Below are 14,315 nucleotides of genomic sequence, written 5' to 3' on the forward strand. Positions count from 1 at the left end.
CATCTTCGCTGCACCACGCAGTAAAGCGATCGCCGCGCCTATTCGGCCGGCAACGGGTAGAACGCCAGCGCAGCGCGGCAATCCGGTGCAGCCCACCATTCGTGCAACTGCCATTGCGCGGCCTGGCCGAGCGCGGGGTCGCACCACTGCAACTGCAATGCGCCGTCGGGCGCCACTGCGTAGGCGAGCCGATGCAGGCCAAACGACAGGCCATGCCCGTACGCCTTGAGCAGCGCTTCCTTGGCGCACCACAGGCGGAAAAACAGCGCCTGTTGCGCGTCCGGCTGCAGGCCGGCCAGCACTGCGATTTCGTCGGCATGGAAGAATCGTTGCGCGATTTCCAGCAGACGTGGGCGCGCGCGGATGCGCTCCAGATCCACGCCCAGCCGCACGCCCTGCCCCAGGCCGACCAGCAGGTAGTCGCCGCTATGGCTCCAGCCGGTGTCCCGGTCGGGCAAGGCCGGCTGCAGCGACGGCCGCCCACGCTCGTCGCGCCGCAGCGGCACCTGGGCCGGTTCCAGCGCCAAAGCCTGGCCCAGCAACTCGCGCGCCTGCGGTTCGCCACGCTCGCCATGCCGGTGCGGACGCAGCCACAGCTGCACCGGGCCGATATGCCAGCTTGCGTGCGCTGTCACGCTGCGTGCACCAAGCACAACAGCCGCATGCGCGTGCGACCACGCTCGACAGTCACTTCACGCCGGTCTGCGTTGAATGGCGCCCATGCACTACTTCCGGTGCAATCGCATGAGGAGTTCGGCAACATGGGCATCATCATCTGGTTGATCGTCGGCGGCATCGTGGGTTGGCTGGCCAGCATCATCATGCGTCGCGATGCGCAGCAGGGCATCATTCTCAATATCGTGGTCGGCATCGTCGGCGCGCTGATCGCCGGGTTCCTGTTCGGTGGCGGTATCAATCAGGCCATCACGCTGTGGACCTTCGTGTGGTCGCTGGTGGGTGCGGTGATCCTGCTGGCAATCGTCAATCTGTTCACCCGTGGACGCGTGCGCTAAGCACGCATCCACTGATGGAACATTCAACGCCCGGGCTTGCCCGGGCGTTGTCGTTTCAGCCATCGACCGGAGCGCGATCAAGCGGATGGTGTACCCCATCTTCCACCGGCACGGCGATGTTCAACGCATAGGGATTGACGCCTTCCAGGCAGCCGACGTTGTAGCCATACTCGTTGGGATTGGAGCGCCGTCGGTGATGCGTGTAGATACCGCACACGCCGCAGAAATAATGCGCCGCCGCATGCGTGTTGAACTGATACAGCCGCAGCACATCCTCGCCCTGCAGCACGTGCAGGCCATCCAGCGTCACCGAGGCGACGATGGCACCACGGCGGCGGCACATCGAGCAGTCGCAACGACGTGGATCGAGCAGGCCGTGCGGCAGATCCAGATCGATCTGCACCGCGCCGCAGTGGCAACTCAGCCGATGCACCGGGCTGATCGTGACCTCGCCAACCTTGTAAGTGCTACGCCGCAGATGCCGCTCGCTCATGCGCCCGCCTCGGCCAGGCGTACCCAGGCCGGTGCATGGTCGCTGGGGCGCTCCCAGGTACGCGGTTCGCGGTCGATGCCCGCGTCCACCGCGCGTGCGCGCAAGGCCTCCGAGACCAGGGTCAGATCGATGCGCAGGCCCAGATTGCGGCGGAATCCGGCCTGGCGGTAATCCCACCAGCTGAACTGCTCGGCTTGCTCATGATGCAGCCGGAACGCATCGTGCAGGCCCAGCGCCAGCAGTTGTTCCAGCGCGGCGCGCTCGGCGCTGGAGGTGAGGATATGGTGCTCGTTCCACACTGCCGGATCGTGCACATCGCGCCCATCCGGAGCGATGTTGAAGTCGCCCAGCACCACCAGCTGCGGATACTTGTGCAACTCCTGCGCCAGCCAGTCGTGCACCGCGGCCAGCCAGCGCAGCTTGTAGGCGTACTTGTCGGTGCCCACGTCCTGGCCGTTGACCACATACAGGTTGACGATGCGCACGGCATCGACGGTGGCGGCGATCACGCGCTGCTGCACGTCGTCGAAACCGGGGATGCCCATCTGCACGTCCAGCGCCGGCGAGCGCGACAGGATCGCCACGCCGTTGTAGGTCTTCTGCCCGCAGAACACGCTGCGATAGCCGGCAGCGGCCAGCGCCGCATCCGGAAACTTGTGGTCTTCCAGCTTGGTTTCCTGGATGCCGACCACATCGGGTGCGAACGTGCCCAGCCACTGTTGCAGGTGCGGCAGGCGCACATTGAGCGAGTTGACGTTCCAGGAGGCAATCTTCATGGCGTGGCGCGGACCGTGGTTCAAACCGCCAATGGTACCGCGCCGCCGGAGTGTGCTCAGGGGCGTGGGGCGATGCGCACGCCGAGCTGGTTGGCAACCGGGCGTTCCCGCTCGGAATGCCGGTGTGGATGAGACGATTGAGCGCGTGCAGGCGCACCGTCCACGCGCACGGTCAGGGTGCTGGAGCCGCAGTCGGCGACCAGCATCTATCGCTACTTGCGCGCGATCCAGGCCAGCGCGCGGCGCGGTTGGGCGCCTCGCCGTAGTCGGCGCGGCTGGCCTCGCGTGGCTGGCGCTTGCCGTCGGCCATCTGCAGCTCGGCGGTGCAGGTCGAGCAGGGGGGCAGCAGGCCGCGGCCGGGAACACGGACAGGTGCGCAGGCGTGAGGCGGGATGACCGCTGATGACAGAGGCCGGCAATTCAATAACTTACTGTAAATTAATTATTTCGACCGGACCGGGTAAGCTGGCCCCTCCCCCGCGCCACCGCTCGCCATGCCGTCCACTGCCGCTGTCGCATTGCCGCCGCATGCGCCGAATTTCCCCGGGTTGAGCCGCAACGAGCGCGACATGCTCGACCACCTGCGCCTGGCCGGCGTGCTCACCCGCGCCGACCTCAGCCGCGGCACTGGGCTGACCGTGCAGACTGCGGTGCGCCTGATCGAAGGCCTGCAGGCGCGCGGCATGGTCCACATGGGCAGCGGCGTGGCACGTGCCGGCCGCGGAAAGCCGGGGGTGGCGGTGTCGTTGAATCCGGCGCACGGCCACACCTTGGGCGTCTCCATCGCCACCGACGCGCTGAGCCTGGCGCTGGTGGACTTCGCCGGCCAGGTACTGGCGGTCAGCGAGCTGCCGCTGGACGCGCGCAGTGCCGACGCGGTGTTGCTGCAGTTGCAGGCCGGCGACGCAGCGCTGCTGGCAGGCCTGGACCACGCGGTGGGGCCGCGGCTGGGGATCGGGTTGGCGATGAGCGGGTTCTTTACCGGCGAGGACGGGCGTATCAATCCGCCCGAGCCGCTGCGTGCGCTTGGCGAGTTCGCCCTGGCGCCGTGGCTGGCGCAGGCCTGCGCGCAGCCGGTGTGGATGGACAACGACGGCAGCGTGGCCGCCGCCGGCGAAGCGATGCTGGGCGTGGGCCGTCGACATCGCGACTTTGCCTACCTCTATCTCAGCTACGGGTTCGGCGGCGGCCTGGTCATCGACGGCCAGGTCATGCGCGGTGCGCGCGGCAATGCCGGTGAATTCGCCGGCATGCTGCCGGCGCAGAAGCTCGAACGCGCCACGCTGGAACTGCTGCGCGAACTGCTGGCCGACGACGGCGTGGCGTTTGCCGACGTGCGCAGCCTGCTGGCCGCCTACGACCCGACCTGGTCGGCGATCGCGCGCTGGATCGCACGCAGCGCGCCGGGGGTGTCGTTGATCGTCTCGGCGATCACCGCGGTGTGCGACCCGGAAGCGATCGTGTTCGGCGGCCGCCTGCCGGCCGATCTGGCCCGACGCCTGATCGCCGCCGTGCAGATCGACAACCTGCCGCGTCGCGGTCAGGGCAGGCCGATGCCGCTACTGCTGCCGGCCGAGGCACCGGCCGACGCCTGCGCGATCGGTGCGGCGACGCTGCCGTTGAAGGCGCGCTACTTCCGTTGACTGAAGGTGCCCCGCCCCTGTCGCGGGTGCTGACAGTCTGCGTTGCCGTTGGATAGGCGCTAGTTCGTGCGTCGCAGAACCGGCGTCAATCTGCGGTGGCAGCGCGCCCACGGCAGCAATAGCCGAACAACTCAACCGCCAGCTCACGTGCCTGTTGCTGCTGTTGTTGGGTGAGCGACTCCAGCAATTCGTCTTCTGCCTGCAACGGTGCCGATGGATCCAGCGCGTGGTCCGGCGGTTGGCGCGATGCCAGCCGCCACGCCGCCGCATACACCGGGTCGGGCGCATGCAACAACGGCGATTCCACCACCTGCGCCAAGGTGTCGATGGCATCGCGATGGCCCGCCAATGCCAGCGCTTCCAACTCGGCCACAATCGCGGCCATCTCCTGTTCGTCGCTCGCCGACAGTTGCGCAGGCATGCCGGCAGGTGCGCCGGCCACCGCACGTTGCAGCAACTCGGCCGCCCGCTGCGCAAGTAGATAGCGTTGCGCATCGGTATCGCCGTGCGCCGCGGCCGTGCGTAGCAGCGCCTCGATCTGCAGCTGCGTGCCGGCGACGCAGCGACGGCCCTCCAACGGCGGCACCTGTGCACCGCCGTGCGCGATCTGCGCGGCTCGCTCCTCACCCTGTTGACGACAGGCCAGCTGTTGCATGGCGCTGTCGAACAGGCCCTGACCGACGCGCGCCGGCAGCTGCGTCGATGCAACGCCGGCATGCACCGCAGGGCGCGCAGCGACGCCGCTCTGCGGGTGCAACGCAGCAGGCGTGCGCAGGCTCCACATTCCGGCGGCCGACATCGCTACGGCCACGCACACCGCGCCCGCCACCGACCAGCGCGACCGCCTCCGATGCCATGGCCGCGCGCCAACGTTCAGCGCAGGCGCCGGCATCAACGCAGCGCCGCTTCCAGTGCGGCGTGATCGAACTGCAACGGGTTGTCCTGGCGCAGACGTTCCAGCGCAGCGGTGGCGGCCTGGTCGCGCAATTGCACTTCGATCTGTCCGCGCGCTGTCTCCAGCGTGGCGGGTATGCGCGCATCCACACGGATCAGGTGATATCCCTCCGGCCCGCGGACGGGGGCCGAAACCTGCCCCACGCCCAGCCCCTGCACGGGCGCAGCAAAGACATCGGCCACGTTGCGCAGGAAGATCGATGACAGCTGGCCGCCCTCGGCCGCAGTGCTAGCGTCGTCGGATTCGCGCATTGCCAGTTCTTCGAAGGGCGTGCCGGCATCCAGCTGCTGCTTGAGCCGCTGTGCGCGTGCGAGCGCCTGCGCATCGGTCAACGGTGTGCCGCGCCGGGCATCGCCTTGGGGCTGCAGCGCCACGAAGAGATGGCTGAGGCGAACCTCGTCGTAATCGTGCGGATGCGCATCGAACTGGGCCTGCACCTGCGTGGCGTCGATAGACGCGGCATCGCGTGCGCGCCGCTGCGTTGCCTCGGCAAGAATGGCATCGGTGGCCTGACGGATGTGCGCGGCCACCACCGGGTCGTCTTGCAGATGCGCCTGACGGGCCTGGTCCACCAGCAGCAGCCGGTCGGCAAATTCGCGTACGAAACTCGGGTCGGCCGCAACGGCCGGATTGGCGTTCTGCGGCAGGTCGGCCAGGGCCAGCGCGCGATATTCCGGCGCACTGAAGGTCTGGTGTCCAATCTGCAGCACCTTTCCGGAAGCCGGGCCAGTGTGCAGGTGTGCATCGGGTGTGGCGGCCTGCGCCAGCGGTGTGGAGCAGGCAAGGCTCAACCAAAGCAGCCTGAAACAATGTGGTGTGGAAAACATGGGCAATCTCCGTCATGGCATGAACCGGCGGCGGCAGTGCCGCCGCCGGGACTGCCGGCCCGCACGGGCCGGCAACAGCTGCTGAGAGCGGCTAACGAAACGTAGCGAGCAGTCGTCAGGTGGGCGTGGGCGACGCGCAGGGACCGGCGTGTACGAGTGGTACATGAGGACTCCGAGCACCGGCCGCGCCCGCCTGGCGGCTGCGCAGTAGTTTCGTCAGTTGCTCTTAGTCGTGCTTGCCGCGCGCACGCAGGTAGGCGATGGCCGCTTTCGGGTCGTCGCTGGTGATCAGGCCAAAGGCCTCGTCGCGTACGATGAAATCCAGATTGCCGCGATTGTCGGCCGTGTCGCGGCCACCGCCGTAGGAGAAATACAGATCCGACAGCGCGTAGCAGCAGGCGCCGCTGTTTTGATAGAACTTGCCAGCAGACGGGCCATCCGGAATGGCCTGGAAGACGCCCACGCGATACCCACGCTCGCGAATGAAATCGGCATCGCTCTGCAGCAGGCCGCCGAGTTGCTTGACGTTGATCTCCATCGTCTGGTGACCGTTGTTCATCCATGCCGAAATCGTCTGGCGCACATTGATCTTGCCCAGCATGTTGGTGGTGAACACCGGTATGCCGACCATACCGCTGCCATCTGCACGATAGGCATCGCGACTGGTGTACAGCGTTGCGTTGACCTTGGCGGCCACATAGCTGCCCGATGCCGCGCCGAACTGGCTTTCGGCGGCCTTGCGCACTGCGCGTACCGTGGCCGCATCCTTGATGTCGAACACCATCGGCGTACGCAGGTTGTGCTGCTTGTAATAGGCAAACAGCTCATCCACACGCGGTACGTGATAGCCGGTGGTGGTACGACGATCAGGCGTCAGCAGGAACAACTGGCTGACCTGCGACCACGGGGTGACCAGAATCGACGGGTTGACGCCCTGGTTGGTGATCGGGTCGTACTTCACTCCGGGATGTTGCTGCCACACGGTGGTGGTGCGGCCCAGGTTGTAGTCGTGCAGCAATACCGGCACGCCATCGCTGGTGAGCTTGACGTCCAGCTCCACGCCATCCATGCACTGGTCGTTGGCGATCTGCAGCGAGCCGCGCGAGTTTTCCGGCATGTCGGCGATGCCGGCGTATTTACCCCATAAGCCACGGTGCGCCAGCACAACGGTATTGGAGGAGTTGAACAGGATGCGTTGCATCTTGATATCGGAGCTGTCGTTGCAGGCGGCCATCGCCAGCTGCGGCAGTGCAGCCAGCAGGGCCAGGGCGCCGAACAGGCGGCAGGCACGGGCCAGCGGATTTGGAGCGAGGAGGATAGGCATGGTCTCGGTGTCCCGGTTCGTAGGTACAGGAAGGGCAAGGGGTGGACGAGAGCCGACGGGTCGACGCAATCGGCGGACTCGCTTGCAGCGCACTCGCCAACCGGTCGATACCGGGGGAGAGGCCAAGCCGGGCGTGATCAGCGTTCGGCTTGCGGCCAATTTAGTCACCCTAGATGACTTAATTTCTTCGCTGGTGTTGCGGTTGTTCGCGATCGCGCAGGCATTGCGTGCAAAACGAAGCGGGCGATGCGATCGCATCGATGCCACGCAAGGACGCAGCGTTGTCGTGCACACGCGCGCAGCGCGTCGGGCGCCCGCGCACCGAGGTCTGATGGGGCGTTGCGCCCGGGTCGTCACGATGCTGGATCGCTGCCGGCACCGGCACGGTGCGCGCGCTCGACCGATACCCCCTCGGCCTTCGCGTCAGAAGACGATCGTAGGGGCGTGGCAACACAGACGCTGCCCGCTGCCAGCCTTGGCCAAAACGCAAAACGCCGGCACAAGGCCGGCGTTCTGCGACTGCGCAGTGACTGTACGTCAGTGACCCGACGCACCGCTGGCACCCAGGCCGGTTTCGGCACGGATCTGCTGCGCCTTGAACGCTGCACGTTCGTTGGCGGCCTGCGGGCTGTGATCCAGGATCGAGAACAGCCAGATGCCGACAAAGCCAATGGTCATCGAGAACAGCGCCGGCGAGGTGTACGGGAACGGCGCCGAACCGGCTGCGTTGCCCAGCGTGTCCACCCACACCGACGGCGACAGGATGGTGAGCACCAGCGACGAGACCAGGCCCAGGAAACCGCCGACCACCGCACCGCGGGTGGTGCAGTTCTTCCACAACAACGACAGGATCAGCACCGGGAAGTTGGCCGAGGCCGCGATGGCGAACGCCAGCGACACCATGAAGGCCACGTTCTGCTTCTCGAACACGATGCCCAGCAGCACCGCGATCACGCCCAGCACCAGGGTGGTGGCACGCGAGACCTTCAGCTCCGAACCCGGCGCCGGATTGCCCTTCTTGATCACCGTGGCGTACAGGTCATGCGACACCGCCGAGGCGCCGGACAGGGTCAGGCCTGCGACCACCGCCAGGATGGTGGCGAAGGCTACCGCCGAGATGAAGCCCATGAACACGTTACCGCCGACCGCATTGCCGACCAGCACTGCCGCCATGTTGGCCGCGCCCTTGCCGCCGTGGATGGTGCCGGTGGCGACATCGGCGAACTGCGGGTTGGTCAGCACCAGCGCGATCGCACCGAAGCCGATGATGAAGATCAGGATGTAGAAGTAGCCGATCCAGGTGGTGGCCCACAGCACCGACTTGCGCGCCTGCTTGGCATCGGGAACGGTGAAGAAGCGCATCAGGATGTGCGGCAGGCCGGCGGTGCCGAACATCAGCGCCATGCCGAACGAGATCGCCGAGATCGGGTCCTTCACGAAGCCGCCCGGCCCCATGATCGACAGGCCGGCCTTGGCCGCGTCCTCCGGCGATGCACCGCCATTGGCCGCGATCGCGGTCTTCACCCGCACGCCCTCGGCAAACAGCGCCTCGAAGCTGAAGTTGAAGTGCCACATGATCGCCACCGCCATGAAGGTCACGCCGGTCAGCAGCAGCACCGCCTTGATGATCTGCACCCACGTCGTGGCGGTCATGCCGCCGAACAGCACGTAGACCATCATCAGCACGCCGACCAGGGTCACCGCCACCCAGTAGTCCAGGCCGAACAGCAGCTTGATCAAGGCACCGGCGCCGACCATCTGTGCGATCAGATAGAACAGCACCACCACCAGCGTGCCCGACGCGGCAAAGCTGCGGATGGCGGTCGGCGCGAAGCGGTAGCCGGCCACGTCGGCGAAGGTGTACTTGCCGAGGTTGCGCAGCCGTTCGGCCATCAGGAAGGTCAGGATCGGCCAGCCGACCAGAAAACCGATCGCATAGATCAGGCCGTCGTAGCCATTGGCCATCACCGCCGCGGTGATGCCCAGGAACGAGGCCGCCGACATGAAGTCGCCGGCGATCGCCAGGCCGTTCTGGAAGCCGGTGATGCCACCGCCGGCGGTGTAGAAGTCCGAGGCCGACTTGGTCTTGGCCGCCGCCCACTTGGTGATCCACAAGGTGCCCAGCACGAAGAAGCCGAACATGCCGATCGCCACCCAGTTGGTGGGCTGCTTGTCGACCTGGCCCATGTCGCCGCCGGCGGCCAGCGCGATGCCGGCCGGCATCAGCCCGGCCAGGATCAGGAGAAGGCGCGAATACTTGCTCATTTGCGTGCGTCCTCGAGGATCTGCGCGGTCAGCTGGTCATAGGTGTTGTTGGCGCGGCGCACGTAGATGGCGGTGATGACGATGGTGAACACCATCACCCCGATCGCGATCGGGATGCCGATCGAGGTCACGCCGGCACCGATCGGCTTGGCGAGGAATTCCTTGTCGAAGGCGATCAGGCCGATGTAGCCGTAATAGGCCAGCAACATCAGCACGGTGAGGGTCCAGCCCAGCGCGTTGCGCTGGCGCTTGAGTGCGTGGTACTTCGGATTGGCATCGATCTTGGCGATCAGTGCGTCATTCGAGACGGTCATTGTCTGTCTCCTGGTAGAGCGCGGGTAAAACGACGGTGGCCTTGCCCGTCCCACCGCAGTGGAACGAGCCGCCGGTGGCAGAAACTAGAAGCTGTACTTGGTGGTGAATTGCAGGCGCGAAATGTCGCCGCTGTCGCCGTTCTCGGCTTCGCGACGGCCATACATCAGCTCCGCGCCCACATCGACCTTGGGCAGCGGCGAATAGAACACGTTGGCGCGGATGCTCTGCTGCGATTTGCTCGCAAGCGCGCCGGTATTGGCGATGTCGTGGTCGTAGTTCACCCGCGAATACATGATCGTGCTGCGCAGCTTGGCGTTGTAATCGTGGCGCCAGGCCACCCAGCCGGCGATCGTGCTGACGGTCTGGATATTGCCGTCCATGTCGATCTCCACATCCGAGCCGTTGCCCAGGCCCAGATAGCGCCCCAGGCCCTCGCCGTAGCTGAGCTGGTAGCGCAGATCGTTGTTGGAATTGATGATCCAGCGGCCGCCACCGGCAATCGCGCCACCGAAGTCTGTGTCGTTGGTCAGCGCGCTGCGCGTGCGGTACTGGCGCGCGATCGCCGACAGGCCGAACGTGCCCCAGGTGCCCTTCCAGTTGTAGCGCGCGGTCAGGTCCGGCATCGCACCGTGGTCGGAGGCCAGGATGGTGTTGCCGCCCTGGTAGGGCGTGGTCAGCGTCTCGGGATTTTCCGCCGACACGCTGAAGGCGCCACGGGTGTAGCGGATCTGGGTCTGGCGGCTGAACAGCGCGCCGTCGGTCGGCCCGACGATGTCGGCGGCCTCGGGCAGGATCGTGGAATCGATGAAGTTGGACCAGGTCTGGCCGGCCAGCCAGTTGTTCCAGCTCACGTAGGCGTGGCGCAAGGTGCCGCCGTACAGATTGTTGACCTGGTTAGCCAGCGCGTTGCCGAAGAAATCCAGTTCGATGAAGCCGGTGATCTTGTCACCGTTTTCGGTGACGGTGTCCACGCCCAGGTTGAAGCGTGAGAACTTGGCATGGAAGTCGGTATCGGTGCTCGAGGCCTGGCCACCGACCGGCGTCTGGGTCGGGATATACAGGTAACGGCCCACCGCGCCTTCGGGCAATGCGCCGTCGGAGGTGCGGGTGGTCATGAAGTCGGCCTTGATGAAACCACCGTAACGGAACGTTGTCCCCGCCGCTGCGTTCGGTGTGATGCTGGTCAGCTGGATCGGCCGCTTGCCGGCCGGCACTGCAGGCGCGGCCGGTGCCTGTGCCTGCGCGGCGCGCACCTCGGTCACCTGGGTCTGCGTCTGCGTGATCTGGCCCTGCTGTTGTTGCTGCGCCGACACCAGCAGCTGGACCTGACGCTCGAGCTCGGCAATGCGTGCTTCCAGCGCCTTTTCCTTGGCGGTCTGCGCGAACGCCACGCCCGGCAGGATGCTCGCCACGAACAAGGCAGCCGCCAGCGGATGGCGCACCAACGGTGCAGTACGGTGTGTCATGGACCCCTCTCCCCGATAAGGCCTCGCGCTTGATGGCGATGCTGTGCGGAGCGTGAGGCAGTCCGCGCTTTGGAGCCTATTCGCCTTTGGTCGTAGCTGCAACGCAGCATTCCGCAAGGTGACCGATCGTCGCACCAGGGCCGGCAACCGATTGCCGATCGCGCGCTGCGGCGGTTAAGACCAAGGTCTAAGGCGCGGTTGAACGCCGGGACAGAATGGATGCGGCACACTGATTGCCTACCGAGGGCAGCCGCAACGTCCTCTTCCGACAAGTTCATCGCAAGTGAGGGTGCCATGGCTGATGTTTATCCCGTCGATCCCGCGTTCGCCGCCGATGCGCGCATTACGCGCGAGCAGTACGCAACGCTGTACCGCGAATCGATCGAACACCCCGAGCAATTCTGGGGCAAGGCCGCGCAGCGGCTGGAATGGTTCAAGCAACCCACCCAGGTGAAGGACGTCAGCTACGCGCTGGACGATTTCCATATCCGCTGGTTCGGTGATGGCGAGCTCAATGCCAGCGTCAACTGCCTGGACCGCCAGCTGGCCACGCGCGGCGACAAGACCGCGCTGTTGTTCGAACCCGACAGCCCGGACGCGCAGTCCTACCCGGTCACCTATCGCGAGCTGTACGAGCGCGTCTGCAAGCTCGGCAATGCGCTGCGCAATCTCGGCGTCAAGAAGGGCGACCGCGTCACCATCTATCTGCCGATGATCGTCGATGCCGCCGTGGCCATGCTCGCCTGCGCGCGCATCGGTGCGGTGCACTCGGTGGTGTTCGGCGGGTTTGCCGCCAACTCGATCGCCGACCGCGTGGTCGATTGCCAGAGCAAGCTGATCATCACCGCCGACGAAGGCCTGCGCGGCGGCAAGAAGATTCCGCTCAAGGCCAATGTCGATGCGGCGCTGAAACTGCCCGGCACCAACACCGTGGAAACGGTACTGGTGGTGCGCCACACCGGCGGTGCGGTGGAGATGCAGGCACCGCGCGATCGCTGGTTCCACGATGTGGTCGACGGCCAGCCGGCCGGGTGCGAACCCGAGCGCATGAACGCGGAAGATCCGTTGTTCATCCTCTACACCTCCGGTTCCACCGGCAAGCCCAAGGGCGTGCTGCACACCACCGCCGGCTACCTGTTGTTTGCCAGCTACACGCATGAAGTGGTGTTCGACCTGCGCGAGGACGACATCTACTGGTGCACCGCCGACGTGGGCTGGGTCACCGGCCATAGCTACATCGTCTATGGCCCGCTCGCCAACGGCGCCACCGCAGTGATGTTCGAAGGCGTGCCGAACTACCCGAACGTGTCGCGCTTCTGGGAAGTGATCGACAAGCACAAGGTCAGCATCTTCTACACCGCGCCCACCGCGATCCGCGCGCTGATGCGCGATGGCGAGGAGCCGGTCAAGAAGACCTCGCGCAAGAGCCTGCGCCTGCTCGGCAGCGTCGGCGAGCCGATCAATCCGGAAGCCTGGCGCTGGTACTACGAGGTGGTCGGCGACAGCCGCTGCCCGATCGTGGACACCTGGTGGCAGACCGAGACCGGCGGCATCCTGATCTCGCCGCTGGCCGGCGCGGTCGATCTCAAGCCGGGCTCGGCCACCCTGCCGTTCTTCGGCGTGCAGCCGGCACTGGTGGATGCCGAAGGCAAGATCCTGGAAGGCGCCACCGAAGGCAACCTGGTGCTGCTGGATTCGTGGCCGGGCCAGATGCGCTCGGTCTATGGCGACCATCAGCGTTTCATCGACACCTACTTCCGCACCTATCCGGGCAGCTACTTCACCGGCGACGGCTGCCGCCGCGATGCCGATGGCTATTACTGGATCACCGGCCGCGTGGACGATGTGATCAACGTGTCCGGCCACCGCATCGGCACCGCCGAGGTGGAAAGCGCGCTGGTCTCGCACCCGAAGGTCGCCGAAGCGGCCGTGGTCGGCTTCCCGCACGACGTCAAGGGCCAGGGCATCTATGCCTATGTCACCCTGATCGCTGGCGAAACCCCGAGCGAGGAACTGCACAAGGAACTGGTGAGCTGGGTGCGCAAGGAGATCGGCCCGATCGCCTCACCCGATCACCTGCAATGGGCACCGGGCCTGCCCAAGACCCGCTCGGGCAAGATCATGCGCCGCATCCTGCGCAAGATCGCCGAAAACGCACCCGATCAACTCGGCGACACCTCGACCCTGGCCGATCCGTCGGTGGTGGATTCGTTGGTGAGCGAGCGGTTGGCGCGCTGACGCGCGTCGGAATGGGGAATCGGGATTGGGGAATGGTTAGAGCCGTTCCCTGAGGAGCGGGGAGTAAATGTTCGGATTGGGGACTCGTAAAAGCGGTCCCCGGTCCACTCCTCTCCAGTGAAGATCTTGATTTTCAACCCCGTCACACTGACGTCGCCATTACCTCGCCGTCGCCGTCTTGCTGTTGCTTGCCTTGCTGCCTTCGCTGTTGCCTTTGCGATTCCCCACTCCCAATTCCCGATTCCCAGCCCCTCAATGACCACCCTGCTGATCGCCGATGACCATCCCCTGTTCCGTGAGGCCTTGCGCGGGGCTGTGCAGCGCGTGATGCCGGGGGTGCAGTTGTTCGAGGCCGACACGGTGGATGCGCTGTACACCCTGGCCGATGCGCAACCGGATGCCGATCTGCTGTTGATGGATCTCAACATGCCGGGCGCGCAGGGATTCAGCGCGCTGGTGCATATGCGCTCGCTGCATCCACAGTTGCCGGTGGTGGTGGTGTCGGCACGCGAAGAGCCGACGGTGATGCGGCGTGCGATCGACCATGGCGCGTTCGGGTTCATTCCCAAGTCCGCCGATTCGGACACCATCGGCCGCGCCCTGGCCACGGTGCTCGATGGCGAGCGCTGGATCCCGGCCGAAGCGCAGAACCTGCCGCCGACCGACAGCGAAGAACGCGAAGTGGGCCAGCGCCTGCGTGATCTCACTCCGCAACAGTTCCGCGTGCTGCAGATGCTCGGCGCCGGGCGTCTCAACAAGCAGATCGCCTACGACCTGGGCGTGTCCGAGGCCACCATCAAGGCGCATGTCACCGCGATCCTGCGCAAGCTCGGCGTCACCAACCGCACCCAGGCGGTGCTGATGGCTGGCAAGCTCGCCATCGATGCCGACGGCATCGTGCTGCCGCCGCCCGAAGAAGACTGAGCGCGTTCGTCAGCCGGCCTGCGAAAACGAAGGCCGATCGCCGCAGCGAAGCGGCGCGTGAGGTCACCACCGCAGA

13 protein-coding genes and 1 other RNA gene are annotated in these 14,315 nt (G+C 66.0%); 4 read left to right on the forward strand and 10 right to left on the reverse strand.

Translation table 11 applies throughout. The features are described 5' to 3' along the window. Positions 1-38: 38 nt before the first annotated feature. Positions 39-635 carry a 4'-phosphopantetheinyl transferase superfamily protein gene (locus tag ABQ039_RS19030; RefSeq protein WP_349778592.1) on the reverse strand — a complete coding sequence of 199 codons (597 nt, stop codon included), beginning with the start codon at positions 633-635 and terminating at the stop codon, positions 39-41. 126 nt (positions 636-761) lie between these two features. On the opposite strand from ABQ039_RS19030, the gene ABQ039_RS19035 reads away from it, so the two are divergent. Further along, on the forward strand, positions 762-1,013 hold the full coding sequence (locus tag ABQ039_RS19035) for a GlsB/YeaQ/YmgE family stress response membrane protein (RefSeq protein ID WP_016901812.1): 252 nt from the start codon (positions 762-764) through the stop codon (positions 1,011-1,013). Positions 1,014-1,068: 55 nt separating this feature from the next. On the opposite strand, the gene ABQ039_RS19040 is transcribed toward ABQ039_RS19035, so the two are convergent. Next, on the reverse strand, positions 1,069-1,506 hold the full coding sequence (locus ABQ039_RS19040; protein ID WP_043087731.1) for a GFA family protein: 438 nt from the start codon (positions 1,504-1,506) through the stop codon (positions 1,069-1,071). Then, entirely contained in the window at positions 1,503-2,282 is a 780-nt protein-coding gene (gene xth / locus ABQ039_RS19045; protein WP_349778593.1) for an exodeoxyribonuclease III, read from the reverse strand. The genes ABQ039_RS19040 and xth overlap by 4 nt, the downstream gene beginning before the upstream one ends. 494 nt (positions 2,283-2,776) lie before the next feature. Here xth and ABQ039_RS19050 point away from each other — a divergent pair, with 494 nt between their 5' ends. Further along, the gene (locus ABQ039_RS19050; protein ID WP_349778594.1) at positions 2,777-3,925 is read left to right on the forward strand and encodes an ROK family transcriptional regulator; all 1,149 of its coding nucleotides are present in this window, start codon (positions 2,777-2,779) and stop codon (positions 3,923-3,925) included. 85 nt (positions 3,926-4,010) lie between these two features. Here ABQ039_RS19050 and ABQ039_RS19055 read toward each other — a convergent pair whose 3' ends face one another. The 7 genes from ABQ039_RS19055 to ABQ039_RS19085 all read right to left on the reverse strand — a co-directional run bounded on the left by ABQ039_RS19055 (position 4,011) and on the right by ABQ039_RS19085 (position 11,077). Then, positions 4,011-4,724 carry a hypothetical protein gene (locus ABQ039_RS19055; RefSeq protein WP_349778595.1) on the reverse strand — a complete coding sequence of 238 codons (714 nt, stop codon included), beginning with the start codon at positions 4,722-4,724 and terminating at the stop codon, positions 4,011-4,013. Between the two features lie 92 nt (positions 4,725-4,816). Then, a complete protein-coding gene (locus tag ABQ039_RS19060) occupies positions 4,817-5,707 on the reverse strand; it encodes a peptidylprolyl isomerase (protein WP_349778596.1) in 891 nt (296 codons plus the stop codon). 89 nt (positions 5,708-5,796) lie between these two features. Further along, a non-coding RNA gene (locus tag ABQ039_RS19065) (sX9 sRNA) lies at positions 5,797-5,872 on the reverse strand. Positions 5,873-5,933: 61 nt separating this feature from the next. Then, positions 5,934-6,941 (reverse strand): glycerophosphodiester phosphodiesterase family protein, encoded by a 1,008-nt coding sequence (locus ABQ039_RS19070; RefSeq protein WP_024937571.1) that lies wholly within the window; start codon positions 6,939-6,941, stop codon positions 5,934-5,936. 627 nt (positions 6,942-7,568) lie between these two features. Beyond that, positions 7,569-9,296 (reverse strand): cation acetate symporter, encoded by a 1,728-nt coding sequence (locus ABQ039_RS19075; RefSeq protein WP_065033399.1) that lies wholly within the window; start codon positions 9,294-9,296, stop codon positions 7,569-7,571. Beyond that, positions 9,293-9,610: a DUF485 domain-containing protein gene (locus tag ABQ039_RS19080; RefSeq protein ID WP_024937573.1), complete on the reverse strand. Its 318-nt coding sequence runs from the start codon at positions 9,608-9,610 to the stop codon at positions 9,293-9,295. Before ABQ039_RS19080 ends, ABQ039_RS19075 begins: the two co-directional genes overlap by 4 nt. Positions 9,611-9,694: 84 nt before the next feature. After that, positions 9,695-11,077, reverse strand: a complete 1,383-nt coding sequence (locus ABQ039_RS19085) for a DcaP family trimeric outer membrane transporter (protein WP_039521213.1) — start codon at positions 11,075-11,077, stop codon at positions 9,695-9,697. 294 nt (positions 11,078-11,371) lie between these two features. Between ABQ039_RS19085 and acs the strand changes: the two genes are divergently transcribed. Both acs and ABQ039_RS19095 read left to right on the forward strand, forming a co-directional pair. Then, positions 11,372-13,315, forward strand: coding sequence for an acetate--CoA ligase (gene acs / locus ABQ039_RS19090; RefSeq protein WP_349778597.1), 1,944 nt, complete (start codon positions 11,372-11,374; stop codon positions 13,313-13,315). Between the two features lie 255 nt (positions 13,316-13,570). Further along, the gene (locus ABQ039_RS19095; protein WP_016901792.1) at positions 13,571-14,239 is read left to right on the forward strand and encodes a response regulator transcription factor; all 669 of its coding nucleotides are present in this window, start codon (positions 13,571-13,573) and stop codon (positions 14,237-14,239) included. Positions 14,240-14,315 lie beyond the last annotated feature (76 nt).

The sequence above is a fragment of the Xanthomonas sp. WHRI 6108 genome (assembly GCF_040202385.2).
GTDB classification, from domain to species: Bacteria; Pseudomonadota; Gammaproteobacteria; order Xanthomonadales; family Xanthomonadaceae; genus Xanthomonas; species Xanthomonas arboricola.